This window comes from Tardiphaga sp. 42S5, assembly GCF_034044155.1.
Classification (GTDB): Bacteria; Pseudomonadota; Alphaproteobacteria; order Rhizobiales; family Xanthobacteraceae; genus Tardiphaga; species Tardiphaga robiniae.
On the sequence record NZ_CP139027.1, the window covers coordinates 5808265 to 5829321 of the forward strand.

General features: G+C 61.7%; 18 protein-coding genes. 4 read left to right on the top strand and 14 right to left on the bottom strand.

Going from position 1 to position 21057, the window contains the following annotated elements:
- Positions 1 to 5: 5 nt before the first annotated feature.
- Positions 6 to 2180, bottom strand: a complete 2175-nt coding sequence (locus tag SFY93_RS27090) for a xanthine dehydrogenase family protein molybdopterin-binding subunit (protein WP_320445267.1) — start codon at positions 2178 to 2180, stop codon at positions 6 to 8.
- 11 nt (positions 2181 to 2191) lie between these two features.
- Positions 2192 to 2641, bottom strand: coding sequence for a (2Fe-2S)-binding protein (locus tag SFY93_RS27095; RefSeq protein ID WP_093756882.1), 450 nt, complete (start codon positions 2639 to 2641; stop codon positions 2192 to 2194).
- A gap of 384 nt (positions 2642 to 3025) precedes the next feature.
- Here SFY93_RS27095 and SFY93_RS27100 point away from each other — a divergent pair, with 384 nt between their 5' ends.
- Positions 3026 to 4525, top strand: coding sequence for a helicase HerA domain-containing protein (locus SFY93_RS27100; protein WP_315843361.1), 1500 nt, complete (start codon positions 3026 to 3028; stop codon positions 4523 to 4525).
- 6 nt (positions 4526 to 4531) lie between these two features.
- Here the strand turns inward: SFY93_RS27100 and SFY93_RS27105 are convergent, their stop codons facing one another.
- A complete protein-coding gene (locus SFY93_RS27105) occupies positions 4532 to 5971 on the bottom strand; it encodes a helix-turn-helix domain-containing protein (protein ID WP_320445268.1) in 1440 nt (479 codons plus the stop codon).
- 146 nt (positions 5972 to 6117) lie between these two features.
- Between SFY93_RS27105 and SFY93_RS27110 the strand changes: the two genes are divergently transcribed.
- Positions 6118 to 7755: an isocitrate lyase gene (locus SFY93_RS27110; RefSeq protein WP_068734918.1), complete on the top strand. Its 1638-nt coding sequence runs from the start codon at positions 6118 to 6120 to the stop codon at positions 7753 to 7755.
- A 149-nt stretch (positions 7756 to 7904) separates the two neighbouring features.
- Here SFY93_RS27110 and SFY93_RS27115 read toward each other — a convergent pair whose 3' ends face one another.
- The 10 genes from SFY93_RS27115 to SFY93_RS27160 form a co-directional block, all read right to left on the bottom strand.
- Positions 7905 to 8192 carry a YciI family protein gene (locus SFY93_RS27115; protein WP_320445269.1) on the bottom strand — a complete coding sequence of 96 codons (288 nt, stop codon included), beginning with the start codon at positions 8190 to 8192 and terminating at the stop codon, positions 7905 to 7907.
- A 65-nt stretch (positions 8193 to 8257) separates the two neighbouring features.
- Entirely contained in the window at positions 8258 to 9229 is a 972-nt protein-coding gene (locus SFY93_RS27120) for a sugar ABC transporter substrate-binding protein (RefSeq protein ID WP_120293316.1), read from the bottom strand.
- A gap of 34 nt (positions 9230 to 9263) precedes the next feature.
- Complete coding sequence (locus SFY93_RS27125) at positions 9264 to 10238, bottom strand: ABC transporter permease (RefSeq protein WP_089265507.1); 975 nt, start codon at positions 10236 to 10238, stop codon at positions 9264 to 9266.
- Complete coding sequence (locus tag SFY93_RS27130; protein ID WP_115030321.1) at positions 10235 to 11185, bottom strand: ABC transporter permease; 951 nt, start codon at positions 11183 to 11185, stop codon at positions 10235 to 10237. Before SFY93_RS27130 ends, SFY93_RS27125 begins: the two co-directional genes overlap by 4 nt.
- On the bottom strand, positions 11178 to 12716 hold the full coding sequence (locus SFY93_RS27135; protein WP_320445270.1) for a sugar ABC transporter ATP-binding protein: 1539 nt from the start codon (positions 12714 to 12716) through the stop codon (positions 11178 to 11180). Before SFY93_RS27135 ends, SFY93_RS27130 begins: the two co-directional genes overlap by 8 nt.
- The gene (locus SFY93_RS27140; RefSeq protein ID WP_320445271.1) at positions 12713 to 14113 is read right to left on the bottom strand and encodes an FAD-linked oxidase C-terminal domain-containing protein; all 1401 of its coding nucleotides are present in this window, start codon (positions 14111 to 14113) and stop codon (positions 12713 to 12715) included. Before SFY93_RS27140 ends, SFY93_RS27135 begins: the two co-directional genes overlap by 4 nt.
- Positions 14114 to 14172: 59 nt before the next feature.
- On the bottom strand, positions 14173 to 15057 hold the full coding sequence (locus SFY93_RS27145) for an intradiol ring-cleavage dioxygenase (protein ID WP_320445272.1): 885 nt from the start codon (positions 15055 to 15057) through the stop codon (positions 14173 to 14175).
- A gap of 9 nt (positions 15058 to 15066) precedes the next feature.
- Positions 15067 to 15984 (bottom strand): NAD(P)-dependent oxidoreductase, encoded by a 918-nt coding sequence (locus SFY93_RS27150; protein WP_320445273.1) that lies wholly within the window; start codon positions 15982 to 15984, stop codon positions 15067 to 15069.
- On the bottom strand, positions 15981 to 17348 hold the full coding sequence (locus SFY93_RS27155) for an amidohydrolase family protein (protein ID WP_320445274.1): 1368 nt from the start codon (positions 17346 to 17348) through the stop codon (positions 15981 to 15983). The genes SFY93_RS27150 and SFY93_RS27155 overlap by 4 nt, the downstream gene beginning before the upstream one ends.
- Positions 17345 to 18424 (bottom strand): maleylacetate reductase, encoded by a 1080-nt coding sequence (locus SFY93_RS27160; protein WP_320445275.1) that lies wholly within the window; start codon positions 18422 to 18424, stop codon positions 17345 to 17347. The genes SFY93_RS27155 and SFY93_RS27160 overlap by 4 nt, the downstream gene beginning before the upstream one ends.
- A gap of 190 nt (positions 18425 to 18614) precedes the next feature.
- Here SFY93_RS27160 and SFY93_RS27165 point away from each other — a divergent pair, with 190 nt between their 5' ends.
- The gene (locus tag SFY93_RS27165) at positions 18615 to 19766 is read left to right on the top strand and encodes a LacI family DNA-binding transcriptional regulator (RefSeq protein WP_320445276.1); all 1152 of its coding nucleotides are present in this window, start codon (positions 18615 to 18617) and stop codon (positions 19764 to 19766) included.
- Between the two features lie 90 nt (positions 19767 to 19856).
- Here the strand turns inward: SFY93_RS27165 and SFY93_RS27170 are convergent, their stop codons facing one another.
- Entirely contained in the window at positions 19857 to 20375 is a 519-nt protein-coding gene (locus SFY93_RS27170) for a MarR family winged helix-turn-helix transcriptional regulator (RefSeq protein ID WP_093756896.1), read from the bottom strand.
- Positions 20376 to 20538: 163 nt separating this feature from the next.
- Here SFY93_RS27170 and SFY93_RS27175 point away from each other — a divergent pair, with 163 nt between their 5' ends.
- Entirely contained in the window at positions 20539 to 21003 is a 465-nt protein-coding gene (locus SFY93_RS27175) for a RidA family protein (protein ID WP_158596893.1), read from the top strand.
- The last annotated feature ends 54 nt before the right edge of the window (positions 21004 to 21057 follow it).

The window sequence follows — 21057 nt, forward strand, 5'->3', positions numbered from 1 at the left end:
GTCGGTTACGCAAAGATGATGTCGTGGTTCTTCAGCGGCACGGAACGGATCCGTTTGCCGGTCGCAGCAAAATAGGCATTCAGCACGGCTGGCGCTGCCACGCAGATCGTCGGTTCGCCGACGCCGCCCCAGAAGCCGCCCGATGGCATCAGGATCGACTCGACCTTCGGCATCTCCTTCATGGTCATCGACTGATAGGTGTCGAAGTTTTCCTGCTCGATGCGACCACCCTTCACAGTGCATTCGCCATAGAACAGTGCCGAGAGGCCATAGACGAACGAGCCGGCGATCTGTCGATCGATCTGCCAGGGATTCACCGCGTAACCGGGATCCGTGGCGGCAACGATGCGATGGATCTTGATCTTGTTGCCGCCCGTCACCGAAATTTCCGTCGCGGCCGCGACATAGCTGCCGAAGCCCATGTGCTGGCAGATGCCGCGGAACACGCCTTGCGGCGCCGGCGTCGTCCAGCCGATCCTCTCTGCGACGGCATTGAGCACCGCGAGATGCTTCGGATGCTTGGTCATCAGCTTGCGGCGGAATTCGAGCGGATCCTGACCGACCGAATGCGCGAGCTCATCCATGAAGCTCTCAAGATAGATCGCATTCTGGTTGACGTTGACGCCGCGCCAGAAGCCCGGCGGCACATGCGGATTGCGCATGGAATGGTCGATCAGCAAATTCGGAACGGTGTAACCGATCGCTGCCTCACCGCTGGCATTCAGACCCTGGAAAGTGACGGGATCCATCCCGTTCTGCATACCCTCGGGACGCACACTGGCCAGGATCGACTGGCCTGAGATCCGCATGTGCAAACCGATCAGATTGTTATCGGCATCGAAGGCGCCGACCAGCTTGCTTTGCGTAATCGGATGATAGCGGCCGTGCAGCATGTCTTCTTCGCGCGACCACATCAGCTTGATCGGCGTGCCGGGCATCTGCTTGGCGATGGCCACCGCCTGACGGACGTAATCGGTCATGCCGCGTCGACCGAAGCCGCCGCCCGGCATGATCTTGTAGACCTCGCATTTGTCGCTCGGCAGGCCTGACGCTTCGACTGCGGCCGCAAACACGGCTTCGCCGTTCTGCGTCCCGGTCCAGACCTCGCACTTCTCCGCCGTATAGAGCACCGTCGCGTTCATCGGCTCCATGGTGGCGTGGTTCTGATAGGGATAGGCGTAGACCGCTTCCACCGTCTTCGCAGCACCCGCAAACGCTGCTTTGACATCGCCAGCCTTGTTGCCGACAAAAGCGGGCTGCGCAGCGTCCAGGCCTTCCTGCAGCCACTTGCCGATGGACTCGCTGGACACGCTGGCGTTCTTGCCATCGTCCCAGACGACCGGCATCGCTTCCAGCGCCGACTTGGCGTGCCACCACGTATCAGCGACCACAGCGACGGCGCTGTCGCCGACGCGCACGACCTTCTTGACGCCTTTCATGCCCAGGATCTTGCTGTCGTCGAAGCTCTTCAGCGTGCCGCCGAACACCGGGCAATCCTTGATCGCGGCATTCAGCATTCCCGGCAGCTTGATATCGGCGCCGTAGACCATCTTGCCGTTGGTTTTCTCGACCGTATCGAGCCGCTTCAGCGGTTTGCCGGCGATGGTCCAGTCCTTGGGATCCTTCAGCTTGACGTCGGCCGGCGGCTGCAGCTTAGCGGCCGCTTCCGCGACCTTGCCGTAAGTGATGGTGCGCCCCGACGGGACATGGGTGATGACGCCCTTGCTGGTGGCACATTCCGACACGGGCGCGCCCCACTCATTGGCAGCAGCCTGAATCAGCATCAGGCGCGCAGCCGCGCCGCCTTTGCGGACGTATTCATGCGAAGTGCGAACTCCGCGGCTGCCGCCGGTGGAAAAGTCCCCCCAGATGCGCTTGCGTGCGACACTTTGCCCGGGCGTAGGATATTCCGTCGTCACCTTGGACCAGTCGCATTCAAGTTCTTCAGCGACCAATTGCGCCAGACCCGTGAGCGTTCCCTGCCCCATCTCGGACCGCGCGATACGCACGACAACGGTCTCATCAGGCCGGATCACCACCCAGGCATTGACCTCAGGCGTACCATCGGCCGCATAGACTGCGGTCGGCCCGCCAAAGGGAATACCGAGCGCGAGGCCACTGCCGATAGCAGCAGTTCCCAGGACAAACGAACGGCGATTGAGTTGCGGAGCATGACCCATGACCATCTTCCTCAAGCGCTTGCAGCGGCGTGAATCGCTTCACGGACCTGCTGGAACGTGCCGCAACGGCAGATATTGGTGATGGCGAGGTCGATATCCTCATCGGTCGGCTGCGGCACTGTCTCCAGCAGCGCTGCAACTGCCATGATCATGCCGCTCTGGCAGTAACCACATTGCGGCACATCATGATCGATCCAGGCCTGCTGCACCTTGTGCACGGCCCCCTCGGACGCAAGGCCCTCGATCGTCGTGATCTGCTTTCCGATCGCCTCACTGAGCGCCATGCTGCAGGAACGGACCTGCTGGCCATCGACATGAACGGTGCAGGCGCCGCATTGGGCGACGCCACATCCGTATTTTGTCCCTGTCAGCCCGGCATTTTCGCGGATCGCCCATAGCAATGGCGTGTCCGGTTCTGCATCGATCTCGTAGGTTCGTCCATTGATCGTGAGGCTTGCCATCGCATTTCCCCGGGTCGTGGCGCATATCGCCGTTGCAGCAACCTCCCCTGAAACTGGAAGAATTCCAAATCAAATGTTTGGTGACTGCGGCGCCCGAAGATTCCAGCGATGTCCCTGCCTTGCTGACGTCACAGTTACGTCACGCGGGATTTTCTGTTTGCTGACGCTCTATCACCGCGGGTCGAACACAACGCGATCATGCAAGGAAACCGCCTGAGATTGCCATTGGCAAAACCGGGCACCGCCGTGTGCAGAACATCGCCGATTCGCTGTCGCGATTTACTTGGTGAGAGTTGCGCGGAACACGGGATGATAGCCGTGCGCCGCTCGACGCGCTGTGGCCGGGTTGGTAAGCCCTCTCTACAAGGAGACCTGAGTCGAGACATGACCGTTGCGATCGAGATGGGGCATACGACGTCAGGCGCCCCGGCGGCTCTGGACCTTGAGGAACTGCTGGCGACGCGTCTGCTCGTACAGGGCAATTCGGGTTCCGGAAAATCGCATCTGCTGCGCCGGCTGCTCGAACAGAGCGCCCCATGGGTGCAACAAACCATCATCGACCCTGAAGGCGATTTCGTCTCGCTGGCGGAGCGATTCGGTCATCTGGTGATCGATGCCGAGGCGCATACCGAACGCGGGTTGCAGGTCGCCGGCGAGCGCGCGCGCATGCACCGCGTCTCCACCGTGCTCAATCTCGAAGGGCTGGATGCCGAGAATCAAATGCGCCGCGCCGCCGCCTTTCTGGGCGGGCTGTTCGACGCGCCCCGCGACCATTGGTATCCGATGCTCGTGGTGGTGGACGAGGCACAGCTGTTCGCCCCGGCCGTTGCCGGCGAGGTGTCCGACGAAGCCCGCAAGCTCTCGCTCGGCGCCATGACCAACCTGATGTGCCGTGGCCGCAAACGCGGCCTTGCCGGCGTCATCGCGACACAGCGACTGGCGAAGCTCGCCAAGAACGTCGCGGCCGAAGCATCGAATTTCCTGATGGGCCGCACCTTCCTCGATATCGATATGGCACGCGCCGCCGATCTTCTCGGCATGGAGCGACGGCAGGCCGAATCCTTCCGCGACCTCGAGCGCGGCCAGTTCATGGCGCTGGGTCCCGCCCTCTCCCGTCGTCCGCTGGGCCTGCGCATCGGTGTCACCGAAACAAGTCCGCGCAATGCGACCCCACGCCTGATGCCGCTGCCGGAAGCGACACTCGACGACGTGCGCGCGACGATTCTCGCAGCGCCCCCGCCGGAGCCGGTCCGGCCGCAGCGCCGCGCACCGTCATCGCCGGATCTGCTTGGCCAGCTCATGGCGGCGAAATCCGCAGCGCTGGAAATTCGGCCGGACGTGGCGGAGACGCCGATCAGCGCCGAGGAACTGGCGGAGCGGCGCATGCGCGTCGACCGCGTGTTGCAGGCCCTGATGGCGGAGCCCGATGCAGGCTTCCGGGTGGTCGGCGTGCTCTATCAGGAATTCGTGGTCCGCTGCCGCATCGAGGGTCTCGGTGCCGCCGTGCCGGACCTTGACGACTTCCGCCGCATGCTGACACGCGCCCGCGCCGGGCTCGGCTCCGACATGACCAACGATGACGGCTGGCAAGACGTCTCGGTCCGCGCCTCGATTCTGCCGGAGGATATGCAGGGTGTCTTCATGATGATCGCCCGCGCCGCCAAGGAAGGCTGGCCCTGCCCGAGCAATGCCGCGATCGCCCGCGCCTACGGCTCGCATTCGCTGCGCCGTGCACAGCGCCTGCTGAACTATATCGAGGAGCAGGGCCTCATCGTGTGCCAGCTTGATGGCGCCGGTCGGCGCATCGTGACGCTGGTCGAACTGGCGTGGGCTACGGCGCCCGGCGATCCCAATGCCGAGGAAGCTGCGGCCGAGCAGGCCTGAGCCGTTTCAGTCCGCCGAGAAGCCGAACGGAACGTTCAGCGTCCTGAAATCATCGGGCAACAACTCGCGCCCGATCGGAAGCGCCGAACGCGCGGCGCAGCGCGGACGGTGACAGACACGGCATGCGACGCCGATCGGCGTGGGCGCATCGGCGCGCGGCGCCGCCGCGTCGCGCGTATAGATCAACTGGCCCGCATATTCGGCTGCGCAACCGATCGCGATGGCGCGCTCGACGCGTTGTGCGCCGTAAGCGCCACCGCCGGCGGTAACGGTGCGGGCAATCGAAAAGAAGCGCTGACCGTCCGGCAATTCCAGCCACTGCGTGACGATCTGGCGCGGCGTTTTGAAAACGTCGTGCACCGACCACAGCGGGCACGCACCGCCGTGCTTCGCGAACGGAAAGCCTGCGCCGTCGAGCAGTTTGGAAATATTGCCGGCGGGATCGACGCGGATGAGAAAGAACGGGACTTTTTCGGCGCCCGGCCGCTGCAAGGTCGTGATGCGATGCGCGGTCTGTTCGAAGCTGGCACCGAATTGGCGCGCCAGCGCTTCAAGATCGTAGCGCCGCGTCTCCGCTGCACGCGCGAAGGCTGCATAGGGCATGATGAGCGCAGCCGCGGCGTAGCCCGCGAGCGCCCGGCGCGCCAGCAGTTCAGCGCTCTTGGTGGTGAACTGGCCGTCTTCGAGCGCGGTGCCGATCTCGTTTTCCATTTCGAGATAGGCGAGTTGCTGCGCCAACTGGAAATGGAGGCTTGCGGTATCGAGCGAATCCTCAAGTAGCAATTGCTTGCGATGCAGATCCAGTCGCCTGACCGAGCCGAGCATGACGTCCGGCGGTAGATAGCGCACTTGCAGCTTATGCCGGGTCTTGAGGCGCTCGACGAAACCGCTCGGCCCCGACGTCGCCTGCACAAGACGTTCGGCCACGTCGTCGATCACAGCGAAATTGTTGCGGCGAGCTGCCAGAAACCGCCTGACCTCGGCCACGGGATCGTTGGCATCATAGCCCTCGCTATCCGAAGACGACGCGCCACCGGTGAGCGCCGGTGCGCGCCGATCCGCCAGCGCAAGCTGCTCCTCGCGATAGGCGGTGTAGAGGCGCAGGAACGCCTCGGCCATGCCGGGATAGCTCACCGCGAGATCGCTGATTTCGAGCGCGGGGATATCGATGTCCGAGAACATCGGCTCTTTCAGGATCGACTGCATCCGCGCCGTATTGTCGGCACCGCCATCGCCAGCCAGATCGGCGAGATCGATCGTGTAGGTGCGCGCCAACCGAAGCAGCATGTCGGCCGTCATCGGCCGCTGGTTGCGCTCCAGCAAAGCGACATAAGGGGCCGAAATTTCCAGATCGGCCGCCATATCGGCCTGGGTCAGGCCCAGATCGCGCCGAAGCCGCCGGATTCGCGGCCCCATGAACACCGAACGACCTGCCGAGGCGGCCATCGCACACTCCAATACCTTGTAACTACTTTACAGCCTTACACGTTAAGTTTGTAAAGCATGACAAGTTATCTGCGTTCCGTCTAGCGGCTGGCGATCCCGCGATTACAACCAAGGACAGGTTTTCGTCAGCCAAAGGGATCGAGACAATGAACTTCCAGCCACGCGGGATCAGCAACCAGACCATCCTCGGCACCGGCTCCTATCGGAGCGAAGTCGAGGCGGCGTCGGCGCTGCTCAAGACCAAGGACACCTGGAACGGCGTGACCGCCGAAGCGGTCGCACGCATGCGCCTGCAGAACCGCTTCAAGACCGGTCTCGACGTTGCACGCTACACGGCATCGCTGATGCGTGCCGACATGGCCGCCTATGATGCAGACACCACCAAGTACACCCAGTCGCTCGGCTGCTGGCACGGCTTTATCGCGCAGCAGAAGCTGATCTCGGTCAAGAAGCATTTCGGCACCACCGACCGCACCTACCTGTACCTCTCGGGCTGGATGATCGCGGCGCTGCGCTCGGAATTCGGCCCGCTGCCGGATCAGTCGATGCACGAGAAGACTTCGGTCCCGGCTCTGATCGAGGAGCTCTACACCTTCCTTCGTCAGGCTGACTCGCGCGAGCTCAACGACATCTTCCGCAGCCTCGACGCCGCTCGTAAGGCTGGCGACAAGGCAAAGGAAGAAGAACTGATCAACAAGATCGACAACTTCCAGACCCACGTCGTTCCCGTCATCGCCGATATCGATGCCGGCTTCGGCAACGCGGAAGCGACCTATCTGCTCGCCAAGAAGATGATCGAAGCCGGCGCCTGTGCGCTGCAGATCGAGAACCAGGTCTCGGACGAGAAGCAGTGCGGCCATCAGGACGGCAAGGTCACCGTGCCGCACGAGGTCTTCCTCGCGAAGATCCGCGCCTGCCGTCACGCCTTCCTCGAAATGGGCGTCGAAGACGGCATCATCGTCACCCGCACCGACTCGCTCGGCGCTGGCCTCACGCAGCAGATCGCCGTCAGCCACAAGCCGGGCGACCTCGGCGACCAGTACAACAGCTTCCTTGATTGCGAAGAAATCGATGCTTCAAAGATCGGCAACGGCGACGTCGTCATTACGCGTAATGGAAAGCTGATGCGCCCGAAGCGTCTGGCCAGCAACCTGTACCAGTTCCGCGAAGGCACGGGTCAGGACCGCTGCGTGCTCGACTGCATCACCTCGCTACAGAACGGTGCCGACCTTTTGTGGATCGAAACCGAGAAGCCGAACATCGAGCAGATCGCCAAGATGGTCGATCGCGTTCGTGAGGTGATCCCGAATGCGAAGCTGGCCTACAACAACTCGCCGTCGTTTAACTGGACGCTCAACTTCCGTTGGCAGGTCTATGACGCGATGAAGGAAGCCGGCAAGGATGTCAGCAAGTACAACCGGGCCGAGCTGATGAAGGTGGAGTACGACAGCACGCCGCTGGCGGTCGAAGCCGACGAGCTGATCCGCACCTTCCAGGCGGATTCGGCCAAGCGTGCCGGCATCTTCCATCACCTGATCACGCTGCCGACCTATCACACGGCTGCGCTGTCCACCGACAACCTCGCCAAGGAATATTTCGGCGAACAGGGCATGCTGGGCTACGTCAAGAACGTCCAGCGCGCGGAAATCCGTCAAGGCATCGCCTGCGCGAAGCATCAGAACATGGCGGGTTCGGACATCGGTGACGAGCACAAGGAATACTTCGCCGGTGAGGCGGCCCTGAAGGCGGGCGGCGCGCACAACACGATGAACCAGTTCGGCTAATCGTTACGGTTCAGCTCATCATAAAATCAGCCTGGGATCTTGTCAGATCCCAGGCTGATTTCGTTGTCGGCGTTCAAACGCCGAACGACTGTCTCACCAACAGGCTATCCGGATGCGGGCCGCCATGAAAGCCCCGGAGGGCGTTGCGCTTATCCCTGTCGGCGCAGGAAGCCGGTAATCGTGACGGTCTGCCAGATGCCGACGGCAAAGAACGGATCGGCGTGATGAAATCTTTCGACCGCCGCGCGGTCGGCGGCCTCGACGAGAAACAGACTGCCAATCATGGTCTGGCCGTCATCGGCTGTCAGCGGACCGGACATGACGATCGTCACGTCATAGGCCGAGGTGTCGGACAAAAAGGCCTTGTGAGCCTCGTAGTGAGACAAGCGTTTGTCGAGCGCCCCGGCATGATCGACGGCATGGATGGCAAACAGCATGCGTAGCTCCTGAAAGACAGAAGACGGCCGCCGACCTGCGACGACCGCCTGAAGTGTCGAAGATATTACTTGGTGCCGAGCTTAGCAGCCTCGTCCCAACTCGGGCAGGTCCGCGATTCTAGCGGCACGTCGTAGGGCTGATAGTTCTCCTTGCCGATCACCGTGGGCTTGAGAACGATCTCGGTGATCACCGGCTCGTTACGCAGCGAACGAATGGCGATCATCATGCCGAGGCATCCCTGCATGAAGCCATTGTAGTCGCCGCTCGCCAGCAATTTCCCGGACTTGATCGCGTCGATTGCCTCCTTGGTGCCATTGACGCCGATGACCTGGGCTTTGCGATTGGCACCATCGAGCGCCTCGATCGCACCGATCGCCATCGCATCATTGGCAGCCAACACACCGTCGATCTGAGTATTCGACTGCATGAGATTCTCCATGACCTGAAGCGCCTGCAGCCGCTGATAGTTGCCCGGCTGCGACGCAAGCAGCTTGGCCCCCGGGTTTTCCTTCAAGGCATCGTTGAAGCCGCGGACGCGGTCGATGCTCGTCAAGGATCCTTTGACGCCCTCAATGATCACAAAGTTGCCCTTGCCGCCCAGCGTCTTCAGCAGATAGCGCCCGGTCTCCAGACCCAGACTGTAGTCATCGGCGCCGACAAAGGCGACAAACTTGCCACCGGCGGAACGATCGGTCACGTTGACCACCGGGATCTTTGCGTCATTGATTTTCTCGACACCGGGGACCATCGCCTTGTAGTCGACCGGAATGAAGACAATCGCCGACGGCTTCTTCACCACCACGTCCTCAATCTGGCTGAGCTGCTCCGGAATGCTGTCCGGCTTGGTCGGGATGTAATGCAGCGTCTTTGCCTTCATCGCTTTGGCGGCTGCGTCGGACCCGACTCGTACTGTCTGGAAGTACGGATTGGTCTGGTTTTTTGTAAACACCGCGATCGTCTCGCCGTCGGCGAACGCGTGGGATGAGAGTGATGTCGTCAGAAGCAGTGCAGCAAGCGCGCCATAGGCTTTCTTCATAGTCGTTCCCTCCGTTTTTTTTAAGATCGAACACTTACGCCGCACGGCGCCGTGTTTTCATATCCAGCCAGACTGCCAGAATGACGATGACGCCGGTCACCAATGGCTGCCAACTCGCGTTGACCGACAACAGGTTCATGCCATTGAGGACCAGGGTCAAAATGAGTGCGCCGACGAACGTGCCGAACACCGTTCCGAGACCGCCGAACAGCGAGGTGCCGCCGATCAAAACCGCCGCGATCGCCGGCAGTGTCAGGCTTTCTCCGATGTCGGCTTCGGCAGAGTTCAGTCGCGCAAGAAAGATGATCGAGGCGAGCCCCGCCATTGCGCCCGACACTGTGTAGACCAGCAGGAGTCGGCGAGCGACGGGAATGCCCGACAATCGCGCGGCGACCGGGTTGGCGCCGATGGCATAGATTTCTTGTCCCCACGTGGTGCGCTGCGCGAAAATGGTTCCGATGGCGAGGAAAACCAGCAACAGATAGACCGGGATTGGAAGACCGAGAAAATAGCCACTGCCGATCTGGCGAAAGCCAGCCGGGAAGCCGTGCATGGTCTCTCCGCCCATGTACCAGTAAGTGATGCCGTGCAGCACCCACAGCATCCCGTAGGTCGCAATGAAAGATGGGATTCGAAGCGCCGTGACCATCACGCCGTTCAGCATCCCCACCGCGCCACCGACGCCGATGCCTGTCAGTACCCCCAAGGTCGGCGAGCCCGTCTGATGAATCACCGTTCCGGCAATACAGGCGGAAATGGCGACATTGGCACCAATCGAAAGGTCGAGGCCACCTGTCAGCACCACCAGCGTCAGGCCCGACGCAATGAAGAACAGCAGACTCGCCTGGCGCAAGACGTTGAGGATGTTACCGAGACTGAAGAACGAGTTGGTCAGGATGGTCAGCGCCGCACAGATCAGAAACGCGGCGAGCAGGCGATAGAACACCTGGATCATCTCGTCGGAAAGCAACATTCGCCCGCCCGTGATCGGCTTTGAGATATCGGTCATGATCGGCTCCGCAATCCATCGACGAACAGTGCTGCAATCACCAGCAAGCCGACGCTTGCCACCTGGATCGAAGACGGCAGCGCCAGCAGATTCAATCCGTTGCGCAACACACCCACGGTGACCACCCCGAGCAAGGTGCCGAGCAGCCAACCATTGCCGCGTTCGAACGACGTGCCGCCGACGGCAACCGCGGCAATGGCATCGAACTCAAGACCGAGGCCAGCGGTCGGATGCCCGGAGTTCATCCGCGCCGTCATCAGAAGACCGGCCAGACCGACCATGGCGCCGCCGAGCGCGTAGACGAGGATCAGCAAGCGACGCGCCGAGATACCGGCGAATTTCAGCGCTTCACGGTTGCCGCCGAGCGCGAAAATGTAAGTCCCGAAACGCGTGTGGTAGAGCAATCCATGGAAGGCAAGGTAGCTTCCCAGTCCCAACACGATCGGAAGCGGAACCCCGCCGAGCGTTCCGGAATACACGCCGCGAACGGCGGCCGGCATGCCAACGACGCTCTGGCCATCGCTGACGATCAGCGAGAGTCCCTGCGCCATGCCAAGCGTTCCCAGCGTTGCGACAAAGGGCGGAATACCGACAACGGCCACCAGCCAGCCGTTGATCGTCCCGAACACGATTCCGACGGCCAGAGCCGCCAGCAGGCCGAGCAGCAACGAGCCAGTGGCCAAGGCAACGATGGCGACGATCAGCGAGGTCAGTGTCAAGACGGCGCCCATCGACAGGTCAAGACCTTCGGTCATGATGATCAGCGTCATCGGCAGCGCCAGCATCAGCAGGATCGTCGATTGGACGAGCACGTTGGAAATATTCGGCACCGTCAGGAAGCCGGGCGTCATCAGGCTGAAGACAACACACAGCAGCACCAGCATGACGGCAACGCCGGGAATCCGCTGAAGCGGATTGGTGTTCAATACCATCGCTTGTTCACGCATGATGCATCCCCAACTTCACGATGTTTTCCTCACTCAGTTCGTGGCGAGCCAGTTCACCCGCAATCCGTCCGTCGCACATGACATAGGCGCGATCACAGACGTGGCAGATTTCTGCCTGCTCCGACGAGATCATCAGCGCAGCGGCACCCTCCGCGACCAGTCGGTCGATGAGCGCGAAGATCTCGGCTTTGGCTCCGACATCGATGCCCCGTGTCGGTTCGTCGAAGATGAACAGCTTGGCACCGGCGGCCAGCCATTTGCCGATGACGACTTTCTGCTGGTTGCCGCCGGACAGAAGACCGACGGCCTGCTTGTCCGATGGGGTCACGATCCTCAACTGCCGGATCAGATCATTGGCAACCTGCCTGGATTTCCCCTGATCGAAGAAGCCACGCGGAAAGATCTTGCGTAGCGCGGAAACGATCAGGTTGTCTCCGACGGAGCGGATCAGAGCCAGACCTTCGGCCTTGCGGCTTTCCGGAATCAGCGCGAGCCCCAGTCTGGCAGCTTCGTCCGGACCACCGGATTTCTCCTGACCGTCGAACAGGATCTGTCCCGCGGTCGCCCGGTCGGCCCCGAAAATGGCCCGCACCACTTCGGTGCGCCCCGAGCCGACCAGCCCGCACAACCCGACGATCTCACCTTGCCGCACCACCAGGTCGATGCCCGCAATGCCCGAGGCAGAGGCGAGACCCTTCACCTCAAGCATGACCTTGCCGGGGGCCTGAGCGAAGGTCCGTGGATAGCTCATATCGACGCTGCGACCGACCATCATCCGGACCAGATCGTCCGATGACACGGCACCGGGTTTCACTTCATCGATACGACGCCCATCGCGCAGCACCGTGATGCGGTCACCGAGCGAGAATACTTCTGCCATGCGATGCGAGATGTAGATGATGGCAACGCCATCCGCCTTGAGCCGCGCGATCAGCGCAAACAGCAATTCCGTCTCGCGATCGGACAACGCCGCCGTCGGCTCATCCATCACGAGAATTCGCGCGTTCTGGCTGATGGCCTTCGCAATCTCCACCATCTGCTGCTGGGCGACGCCCAGCTTCTCGATCCGGATCGACGGATCGATGTCGAATCCGATCGAAGCCAGCACACGCCTGGCATCAGCCAGAATTTTCTTGCGATCTATCGTGCCGGGAACACGTCCCGTCGGCTCGCGTCCGAGGAAGATGTTCTGCGCGATGTCGAGATAGGGGACCAGAGAAAATTCCTGGAAGATGACGGCGATGCCGAGCTTCTGCGCATCGGCTGGGGACGCGATCTCGACTGTCTCGCCGTTGTAGTGGAACGAGCCGCTATCGGCGCGATAGGCCCCGCACAGCACTTTCATCAGACTCGATTTGCCTGCTCCGTTCTCACCGACCAGCATATGCACCTCGCCTGGCCAGACCGAGAACGACACATCGTCGAGCGCCTTCACTCCCGGGAATTCCTTGGAGATGCCGCGCAGTTCGAACAGCGGCGGCGCCGCTTGAACGATCGACACGGCAGCCTTGGACTGCGCAAGTTGCGTCATGCCAGCACCGGTGCATTGGGCAAGAAGATCTTGCCGGGGTTCATCATGCCTTTCGGATCGATCGACGCTTTGATGCCACGCATGATATCAACGGCGTCGCCGAGCTCGTCCTGGAGGAATCCAATCTTGCCGGTACCGATGCCGTGTTCGCCGGTGCAGGTGCCCTCCATCGCGATCGCCCGCGCCACCAACCGCGCGTGCAGCGCCTTGGCACGCGCGACCTCGTCGGCATTGTCCTGATCGATCAGGATCAGCAGATGGAAATTCCCGTCGCCGACATGGCCCACCACGGGGGCGATCAGTCCATTGGCATCGATATCGCGGCGGGTTTCGGTGAGACATTCCGTCAACCGCGAGATCGGCACGCAGACATCCGTGATCATGGCCTTGGCGCCCGGCTTCAGGCCGAGACCCGCATAGAGCGTGTTGTCGCGGGCATGCCACAGCTTCGTCCGGTCTTCCGCCGCACGCGCCCATTGGAAGCCTTGGCCGTCATGTTCGGCGGCGATCGCCTCCGCCAGTTCGGCCTGCTCCGCGACACTCGCCTCGGTGCCGTGGAATTCAAAGAACAGCGTCGGCGCCTCGCGATAGCCAAGTTTGGAATAACCATTGATGCCGCGCATCATGACTTCATCCAGCAGTTCCATCCGCGCGACCGGAATGCCCGACTGGATCACTTCAATCGCAGCATCGATCGCTTGATCGAGCCGCCCAAAACTGCAGACAGCGGACGAGATCGCCTGCGGCCATGGATGCAATTTCAGGGTAATTTCGGTGATCACGCCGAGGGTACCTTCGGAGCCGACGAACAGCCGGGTGAGATCGTAACCCGCTGACGACTTGCGCGCACGCTGGCTGGTGCGGATCACCCGTCCATCCGGCAGCACGACTTCGAGCGCCAGCACATTGTCCTTCATGGTGCCGTAGCGGACGGCCATGGTCCCTGACGCGCGCGTCGAAGTCATGCCGCCGATCGATGCATCGGCGCCGGGATCGATCGGAAAGAACAATCCGGTGTCGCGCAGATGCGCGTTGAGTTGCTTGCGCGTGATGCCAGGCTGCACGACGACATCGAGGTCTTTGTCATGCACCTGGAGCACGCGGTTCATCCGCGCAAAATCGATACAGACGCCGCCAGCCACCGATGCCGCATTGCCTTCGAGCGAGGTGCCCGCGCCGAATGGAACGACCGGCATGCCGAGTTCGCCGCAGAGCTTCACGATCTCAGCGACTTCCTGGGTGGTCTCCGGAAACACCACGACGTCCGGCGGACGGCTGGCATGATAGGCCTCGCTGCGGCCGTGATCATCGAGCACGCCGCGCGCGATCGTCGCGCGCGCCCCAATGATCTCATTCAGACGGACCACGGCCGTCTCGGCGCTCACTGGCGCTCCCATAGCATCCTCCCCTTCCATATCAGCGCTCAGGCTCTGCGGCCCGTGATGCGCATTGTTAGCTAGACAGCATGCGCCCTATTGGCGTCTGGCTTCAAACCGAAATCGTAATTCAAATGATAGTAAGGCGTGTTCTGCATGCGCCCGTCGGGGGCCTCGCCGGCATCTTTCCGGGCGAATTCGCGAATGAGCGTATCTTTGACACCGAAGACGACGTCGGAGTCGAGATACTTGTCGCCAGCGACGAATACATGGGTCACCAGTTGCTCGAAGCCAGGCGCCGAGATCATGAAGTGAACATGGGCAGGCCGCCACGGATGACGCCCCTGAGCCGTAAGCATATCGCCGACCGGTCCGTCATGCGGGATCGGATAGGCCGCTGGCTTGATCGACCAGAACCGGAAACGGCCCTCGGTATCGGCATGAAACCGCGCGCGCATCGCCAGATCGCCGATCTTATCGAGCTGCTGAACATCGTAATACCCGTCGTCGTCAGAGTGCCAGACGTCGATTGTGGCATTTGCGATCGGCTTGCCGTCCGGCGTGGAGACCGATCCCGTCACGATCATCGGATCGCCCTCCATGCCGCCGGAGATGTCTTCGCCAAGCTTCTTCTCTGGGGCTGCCTGGACGAAGAACGGCCCGAGCACGGTCGTGTCCGTCACACCTTTTTCGGCACCATGATTGATCGCATCGACCAGCATCGACACCCCGAGCGTATCCGAAAGCAGGATGAACTCCTGGCGCTTATCGTCGCACATGTGACCGGTACGCGTCAGGAATTCGATGCCCTGCTCCCATTCCCTCTGGGTTGGCCGCACCTCGCGAATGAAGGCGTGCAGATGGCGCACCAGCGCCTCGCTGATCTGCCTGATCCGCGGCTGGCCGGCATCCGTGATGCGATCCAGCACGGCGTCGGTGATGGTGTTCTCGTTGAAATTCCGCATGGCCTCTCCTCACCCAAGCTTCGGCTCGCCAAGACCCGACAGTCGCTCGACGTGACGCACGGTGGCGATGAAGTCGGATTCGCCATCGCCCTGTGCGATAAGTGATCCATAGATTTCCCGCACCTGCGCTGCGAGTTGCAGTGGCACGCCGACGTGATGGCCAGCCCCGATGATGAGGTCGAGATCCTTGGCCATCTGCCGGCACGAGAAAGTGGACTCGAAGTTGCGCGTGGCAAGCGGCGGCGTCTTGTACTTGACCATCGGCGAGGCGACCGCACTATCATCCAGGACCTTGAGGATATCCGGCCAGGAGATTCCGCCCTTGCGCGCCAGCGCGAGGCTTTCGGCCATCATTCCCGCGGACACCGCGATCATTAGATTGACCGCGAGCTTGGCAAATCGCGCCTCTTCAGCCACGCCGAGATAGGTTTGCGCGCGTGTGAACGTCGCCAGCACCGGCTGAACCGCATCGAACGCGTCGCGCGGCCCCGACACGAAGCAGGTCAGCGCGCCGGTATGCGCGATCGCTGCATTGCCGGACACCGGCGCGCGCAGATAGGCAACACCCGTTGCGTCCGCCGCGACGCCGACCTCCGCCGATATTTCGGCGCTGACCGTGCTGGTTTCGATCAGAACCGCACCATGTGCCAGCTTGTTCAGCAGGCCGTCAGGCCCGAGCAATACCGCACGCAACGCCGCATCGTCGGGCAGCGATGTGAAGATGATGGAGTGGTTTGCAGCGGCGTCTGCGGCCGAGTTGGCCGCCTGAAGCCCAAGCTGCTGTGCCAACACCATGCGCTGCTGGCCCGGGTCGTAGCCGGTGACGCGGATACCGGCCTCTACCATACGCCCGGCAATCGGCAAGCCCATCTTGCCAACACCGATCCAGGCCACGGTCTGTGCTTGATCTTTGGACGGAGTTGTCATGCCGCTTTCTCCTGACGTTCGATCTCGGAGACGATGCGCATGCCTGATCGCTCGAGTTCATTCTTTTTGTGGTCGAGGTTCTCGGCCAGCAGGCGTCCGCCTCGCTTGCGCCAGATGCCGTCGATCATGACCGCCTCGATATTGGCGATGCTGGACTGCATCAGAACCGTAGAAACCGGGTCATGGACCGGCCAGAGGTTAAGGTCGGTGGCATTGATGACGACCAGATCCGCCTTCTTGCCCGGTGTGAGCGAGCCGATGGTGTCTTCACGCCCGAGCATGCGGGCGCCCTCGATGGTGATCCAGCGCAAGGCCTCACGTGTCGTGATCGTCGTGGCAGCCGGAATGGCGCCCATGACCTGCCGGCTCTCGGCATTGTCCAGCGCGCGCTGCATCGACAGTGCGATGCGGCCCACGTTGAACATGTCGCCCGGCAGCACCGATTCCAGATCGACCCCAAGCGATGGCCGCGATCCCAGTTTCAACAGCCGCCCGGTGATCGGGTAGCCGTGGCCCTGATTCATTTCATTTTCCGGCGTAACCGAGAACGACACGCCGAGATCGACAAGCTGACGCAGCAGATCGTCGGGAAGATCGTTGCCGTGCACGATGTTGATGCCGGGACCGACCAGACCGGCCGCAATCAGCCTCGCCCAGCCACCCGGCGTCTTGGCCGGGCCTCCGCCCTGATGCATCGAGGCAATCAGATCGAACTCACGCGCCAATTCGAAATCATGGATGGCAACATCCATGGTCGAATAATGAGGACCAAGAATCGCAAGCCCGAGGGTGACGCGGTCGCTGCGGTTAGACAGTGCCCCTGCCAGGAAGCGCTCGACCTCATGGCGCGGATGCGGAACCTCGGAGAAGTGCGGCTGCCCCGGCGCCGCCTCCGGTTTCGGCGAGCCGTGAAAGAAGGCGGCACGGATGCCGCTCTCTTTCAGCGCCGCGACGGCGCTATCACTATGCGCAGGCGTTGGGTTGTTGTGACACCAGTCAACCAGCGTGGTGGTGCCGCAATTGATCTGGTTCAGCGCGCCCATCAGCGTGCCGATATGGATATCCTCGGGACGAAAGACCGTGGCCAGTCCCGCATGCATCCGGCGGAAATATTCAGGAAGCGTCCAGTTCGCGGAGAAGCCGCGCAAGGCGGTCTGCCACGTATGCATATGCGCGTTGACAAGGCCCGGAATGACGATGCGGCCACGACCATCGACGATCTCCGCATCACCGGCATCGAGGCCCGGCCGGATGTCGACGATGCGATCGCCATCAACCAGCAGGTCGGCTTGCGCGAGATCGCCGATCGTGTCGTCCATTGTCAGGATCGTGGCGGACTTGATGAGCGTGCGTGTCGCCGTCATCGCAACGCCTCCGCTACGACCGGAGGTTCGCCCGCCCAGGCCTGCGCGATCAGATCGCGGATGGCATCGCGTTCCAGCGGCCGCGGGTTCCAGTAGGCATTGCTGACGGCAAGGTCGGCGGCACGTTCTATGCCGTCCTTCGGCATTCCCAGATCGCGCAGCGCGACTTTGGCGCCAAGTCCCTGCGTAAGATCGAACAGTCCCTGCGCGGCCTGTCCGGCGCCAAGCGCGCGCGCGACGCGAGCCGCCGCAACCGGCACGGCGGGAGCATTATAGGCCATCGCATGCGGCAGGATCACCGTGTGGGTTTCGGCATGTGGCAAATTGAACGTGCCGCCCAGCGTATGGCAGAGCTTGTGGTGCAGCCCCATGCCGACGGAGCCGAGACAGGCGCCGCACAACCAGGCAGCGCGCAGGGCATCATCGCGTGCCGCCGCGTTGTCCTCCCCAGCCGCAAGCTTCGGCAGCGCGCCGGCGAACAGGCGAATGCCCTCTTCCGCCATCAACGACACGACCGGATTGGCATCGCGCGCATAGAGCGCTTCGACAGCATGAGCGATTGCATTGACGCCCGATGTCACGGCAAATGCAGGCGGCAAGGTGCGTGTCAGGTCGACGTCGTAGATGACCGTTTCGGGGAGTATCTTCGGGCTCGATTGCGTGGTCTTCAGTCCCTCGCGGGTCTCACCCAGGATCGGCGTCATTTCGGACCCGGCATAGCTGGTCGGTACGACGATTTGCGGCAGGTCGGTCCGTAGCGCGATCGCCTTGCCTAGCCCGATGGTCGAACCACCGCCCACCGCGACGATGCCGTCGGCCTGCAGAGCCTTGAACTGCTGCATCGCAAGTTCGGTCACATCAACCGGCGTATGCATCACCGCTCCGGCATAGACGCCCGCCGCTCTGTCACCGATCAGGGCGGCAATCTGCTCGCCGTGAGATTTCTGCTGGTCTGTCGTCAGAACGAGTGCGCGCTTAACGCCGAGTCGGTCGAGCTCGGCGGCCAGATCTGCCAGCCGTCCCGAGCCGAAGACGACCCGCATGGGCGCCGCCTGATAGACGAAGCTCTCCATCATTCCATCCCTGATCGTCGACGCCGTTAGGGCGCTTCTGCTGCATTGCACCAAGGCATGCAGCGGATTTTCGCTACCATCATTCCCGTGCACACGTTTGTCAAGAAACTCTGCACACGTTTGTCAATTTGTGCAAGATGAGGCATTCTCACGTGATCGTTAGCGGATACGACGACGCGCGCGAGCAGGCTGGATGGCGATGCCCAAAAAAACCAAGAACACCAAGAAGACGTCACCCGCGCTTCAGGAGCGGTCGTCGCGTAAGACAATCATTGATGTCGCGAAGTGTGCTGGCGTCCATTGGTCAACGGTGTCGCGCGGGCTCAATCCCGAGAAGCGCCACCTGATCTCCCCAGAAATGATCGAGCGCGTCGAAGCTTGCGCAAAGAAGCTGGGATATCGGGCCAACGCCATGGCATCGGCGCTTCGGACCCAGCGATCTCGCACCGTCGGCGTCATCGTTTCAAATCTGGGTGACCCCGTGCATCCGCCGATTGTCCGCGCGATCGAAGACAGTTTCGCCGAGATTGGATACGTCACCATTGTCGGCAACACCGACAACCATCCGCTCAGGCAGGCCGCGCTGATCGATCGTTTCATCCAGCAAGGCGTCGAGGGGCTGATCGTCGCGACCTTCGAGCGAAACGATCCCGGCATCGCAGCCTGCGTCGAGGCGAATATTCCGGTCGTCGCGGTGTTTCGCGATCCTGAAAGCGAATTCATTCCGAGCGTCCGGGTCGACGACGCGAAGGCAATGGAACTGGCGGTTCATCATCTCGCCGAGTGTGGGCACAGGCAAATTGCTCATGTCGGCGGCCCGCAAAATGTGTCGACGGGTTACCACCGCTATCGCGGCTTCCGGCGCGCTTGCAAAGCCCTGGCTCAAGACGGAGTTGCGCCCACTGCCGTCTTCGGTGAGGCCTTTACGGTCGAGGAAGGCGAGTTCGCTTGCGAGCGTTTGCTGACGGAGAACCCCAATATTACGGCGATTGTGGCTGGCAACGACATGCTGGCCGTAGGCTGCCTTCGACACCTGAGAAACAAAGGCATTTCATGTCCCGGCAACATCTCGCTGGTCGGCATGAACGACATGCTGTTCATGGATGCGATAGCACCGGCGCTGACGACCATCAGTACACCGACTGCGGAACTGGGAACGCAGGCGTCTCACATCCTTATTGCGATGATCAAGGGAACGCCGGTTCAAAACGATCGGATCGTACTGAAGCCGGTTTTGCTTGCGCGCGATTCTGTCGCCGCGATCAAGCTGCCGACCAGGACACGTTCATCAGATCTTTCTGACACCACCAAAAGAGAAGTCAGAATACGGCACCGACAAAGCTAAGCCAAACCTGACGCACGCTGCGGCGGTGGCATGGAAAAGTGTCGGCGACTGATCCGAATTTGCTGACAGCGGGGCGTTCAAAGCGATCCGTTACAGATCTGGCTTCTCGACCGAAATCAGAAGTTTCCGCAGCAGCCGCGTGAGCGTTTGACGTTCGTTGGCTGTCAGCACCTCGTCGACCGACCGGGACAGCTTGAAGTGCTGGGCAATCGCCTTGTCGACGGAATTGCGCCCCTTGGCCGTAAGCGTGATCCGCGCGCCGCGGCCATCTTCAGGATCCTGGCGCCTGACGATGAAGCCGTCCTGCTCGGCACGCCGCAGCCGCGCGGTGAGCCCGCCCGACGACAGCAGGCACTCCGCATAGAGGTCAGTCGGTCGAACACCGATACTGCTATCGGCCTCGCGGCGGTAGATCGTCAGGAGCAGGTCGAACAATTCCCAATTGAAGCCCTGCTCCTCGAGTGCGGGCTCGATGGCGCTGCGCATATGCACGGACAGCCGGACAATCCGGCCGACGACGTCGAGGTGACCGGCGTCGAGGTCGGGCCGCCGCCGGCTCCAGCCGGCAATGATCTCATCAATCGAATCGGTAGTCATGCTGATCAGCATATAGGCACGGGGCACCGAATATATGCAAATTCATCTATCTTTCTGCAAAGATATTTTATCTTGACTCAAAGATAGTTTGACCTCACGCTTCGTGACGGGTTGATCGGATGCCCCTCGCGAGAAGGTCACGAGGTTATCAACGCCCGCCATCGAGGAAATGATCATGACAGCCAAGCCGGCCTTTGCGACCTCGCCATCCAATCCGCACGTCAAGGAAATCCAGACGATGCCGGAACGGAAGCCGGACATGCCTTATGCGCCAGCGATCCGGGTCGAAGTGCCCTGCGGCATGCTTTTCATTTCCGGAGCAACACCCTCGCCGCTCTATCACAAACATCCCCATGTTCTGGAGGAGCACGATCATCCGAATTCGATCGAGGACCAGACCCACCGCGCCATGCAGACGATCCAGTCGATCCTGGATCACGAAGGGCTGACCTGGACCGACATCGTCAAGGTGACGAAGTACCTGACCGACATCCGGGACCAGGACGGTATGGTGAAGGTGATGAAGGAATATTTCGGCGACTGGACGCCGGCCAGCACCACCATCTGCATCAACCAGCTCTCGACCCAGGGCGCCCGTGTCGAGCTGGACATGATCGCCGCCATTCCCGTGCAAAAATAGACCGGATGTGACCTCCCGCCGGCCCCGGGTCATCGGGCCGAACGAGGCCGACAA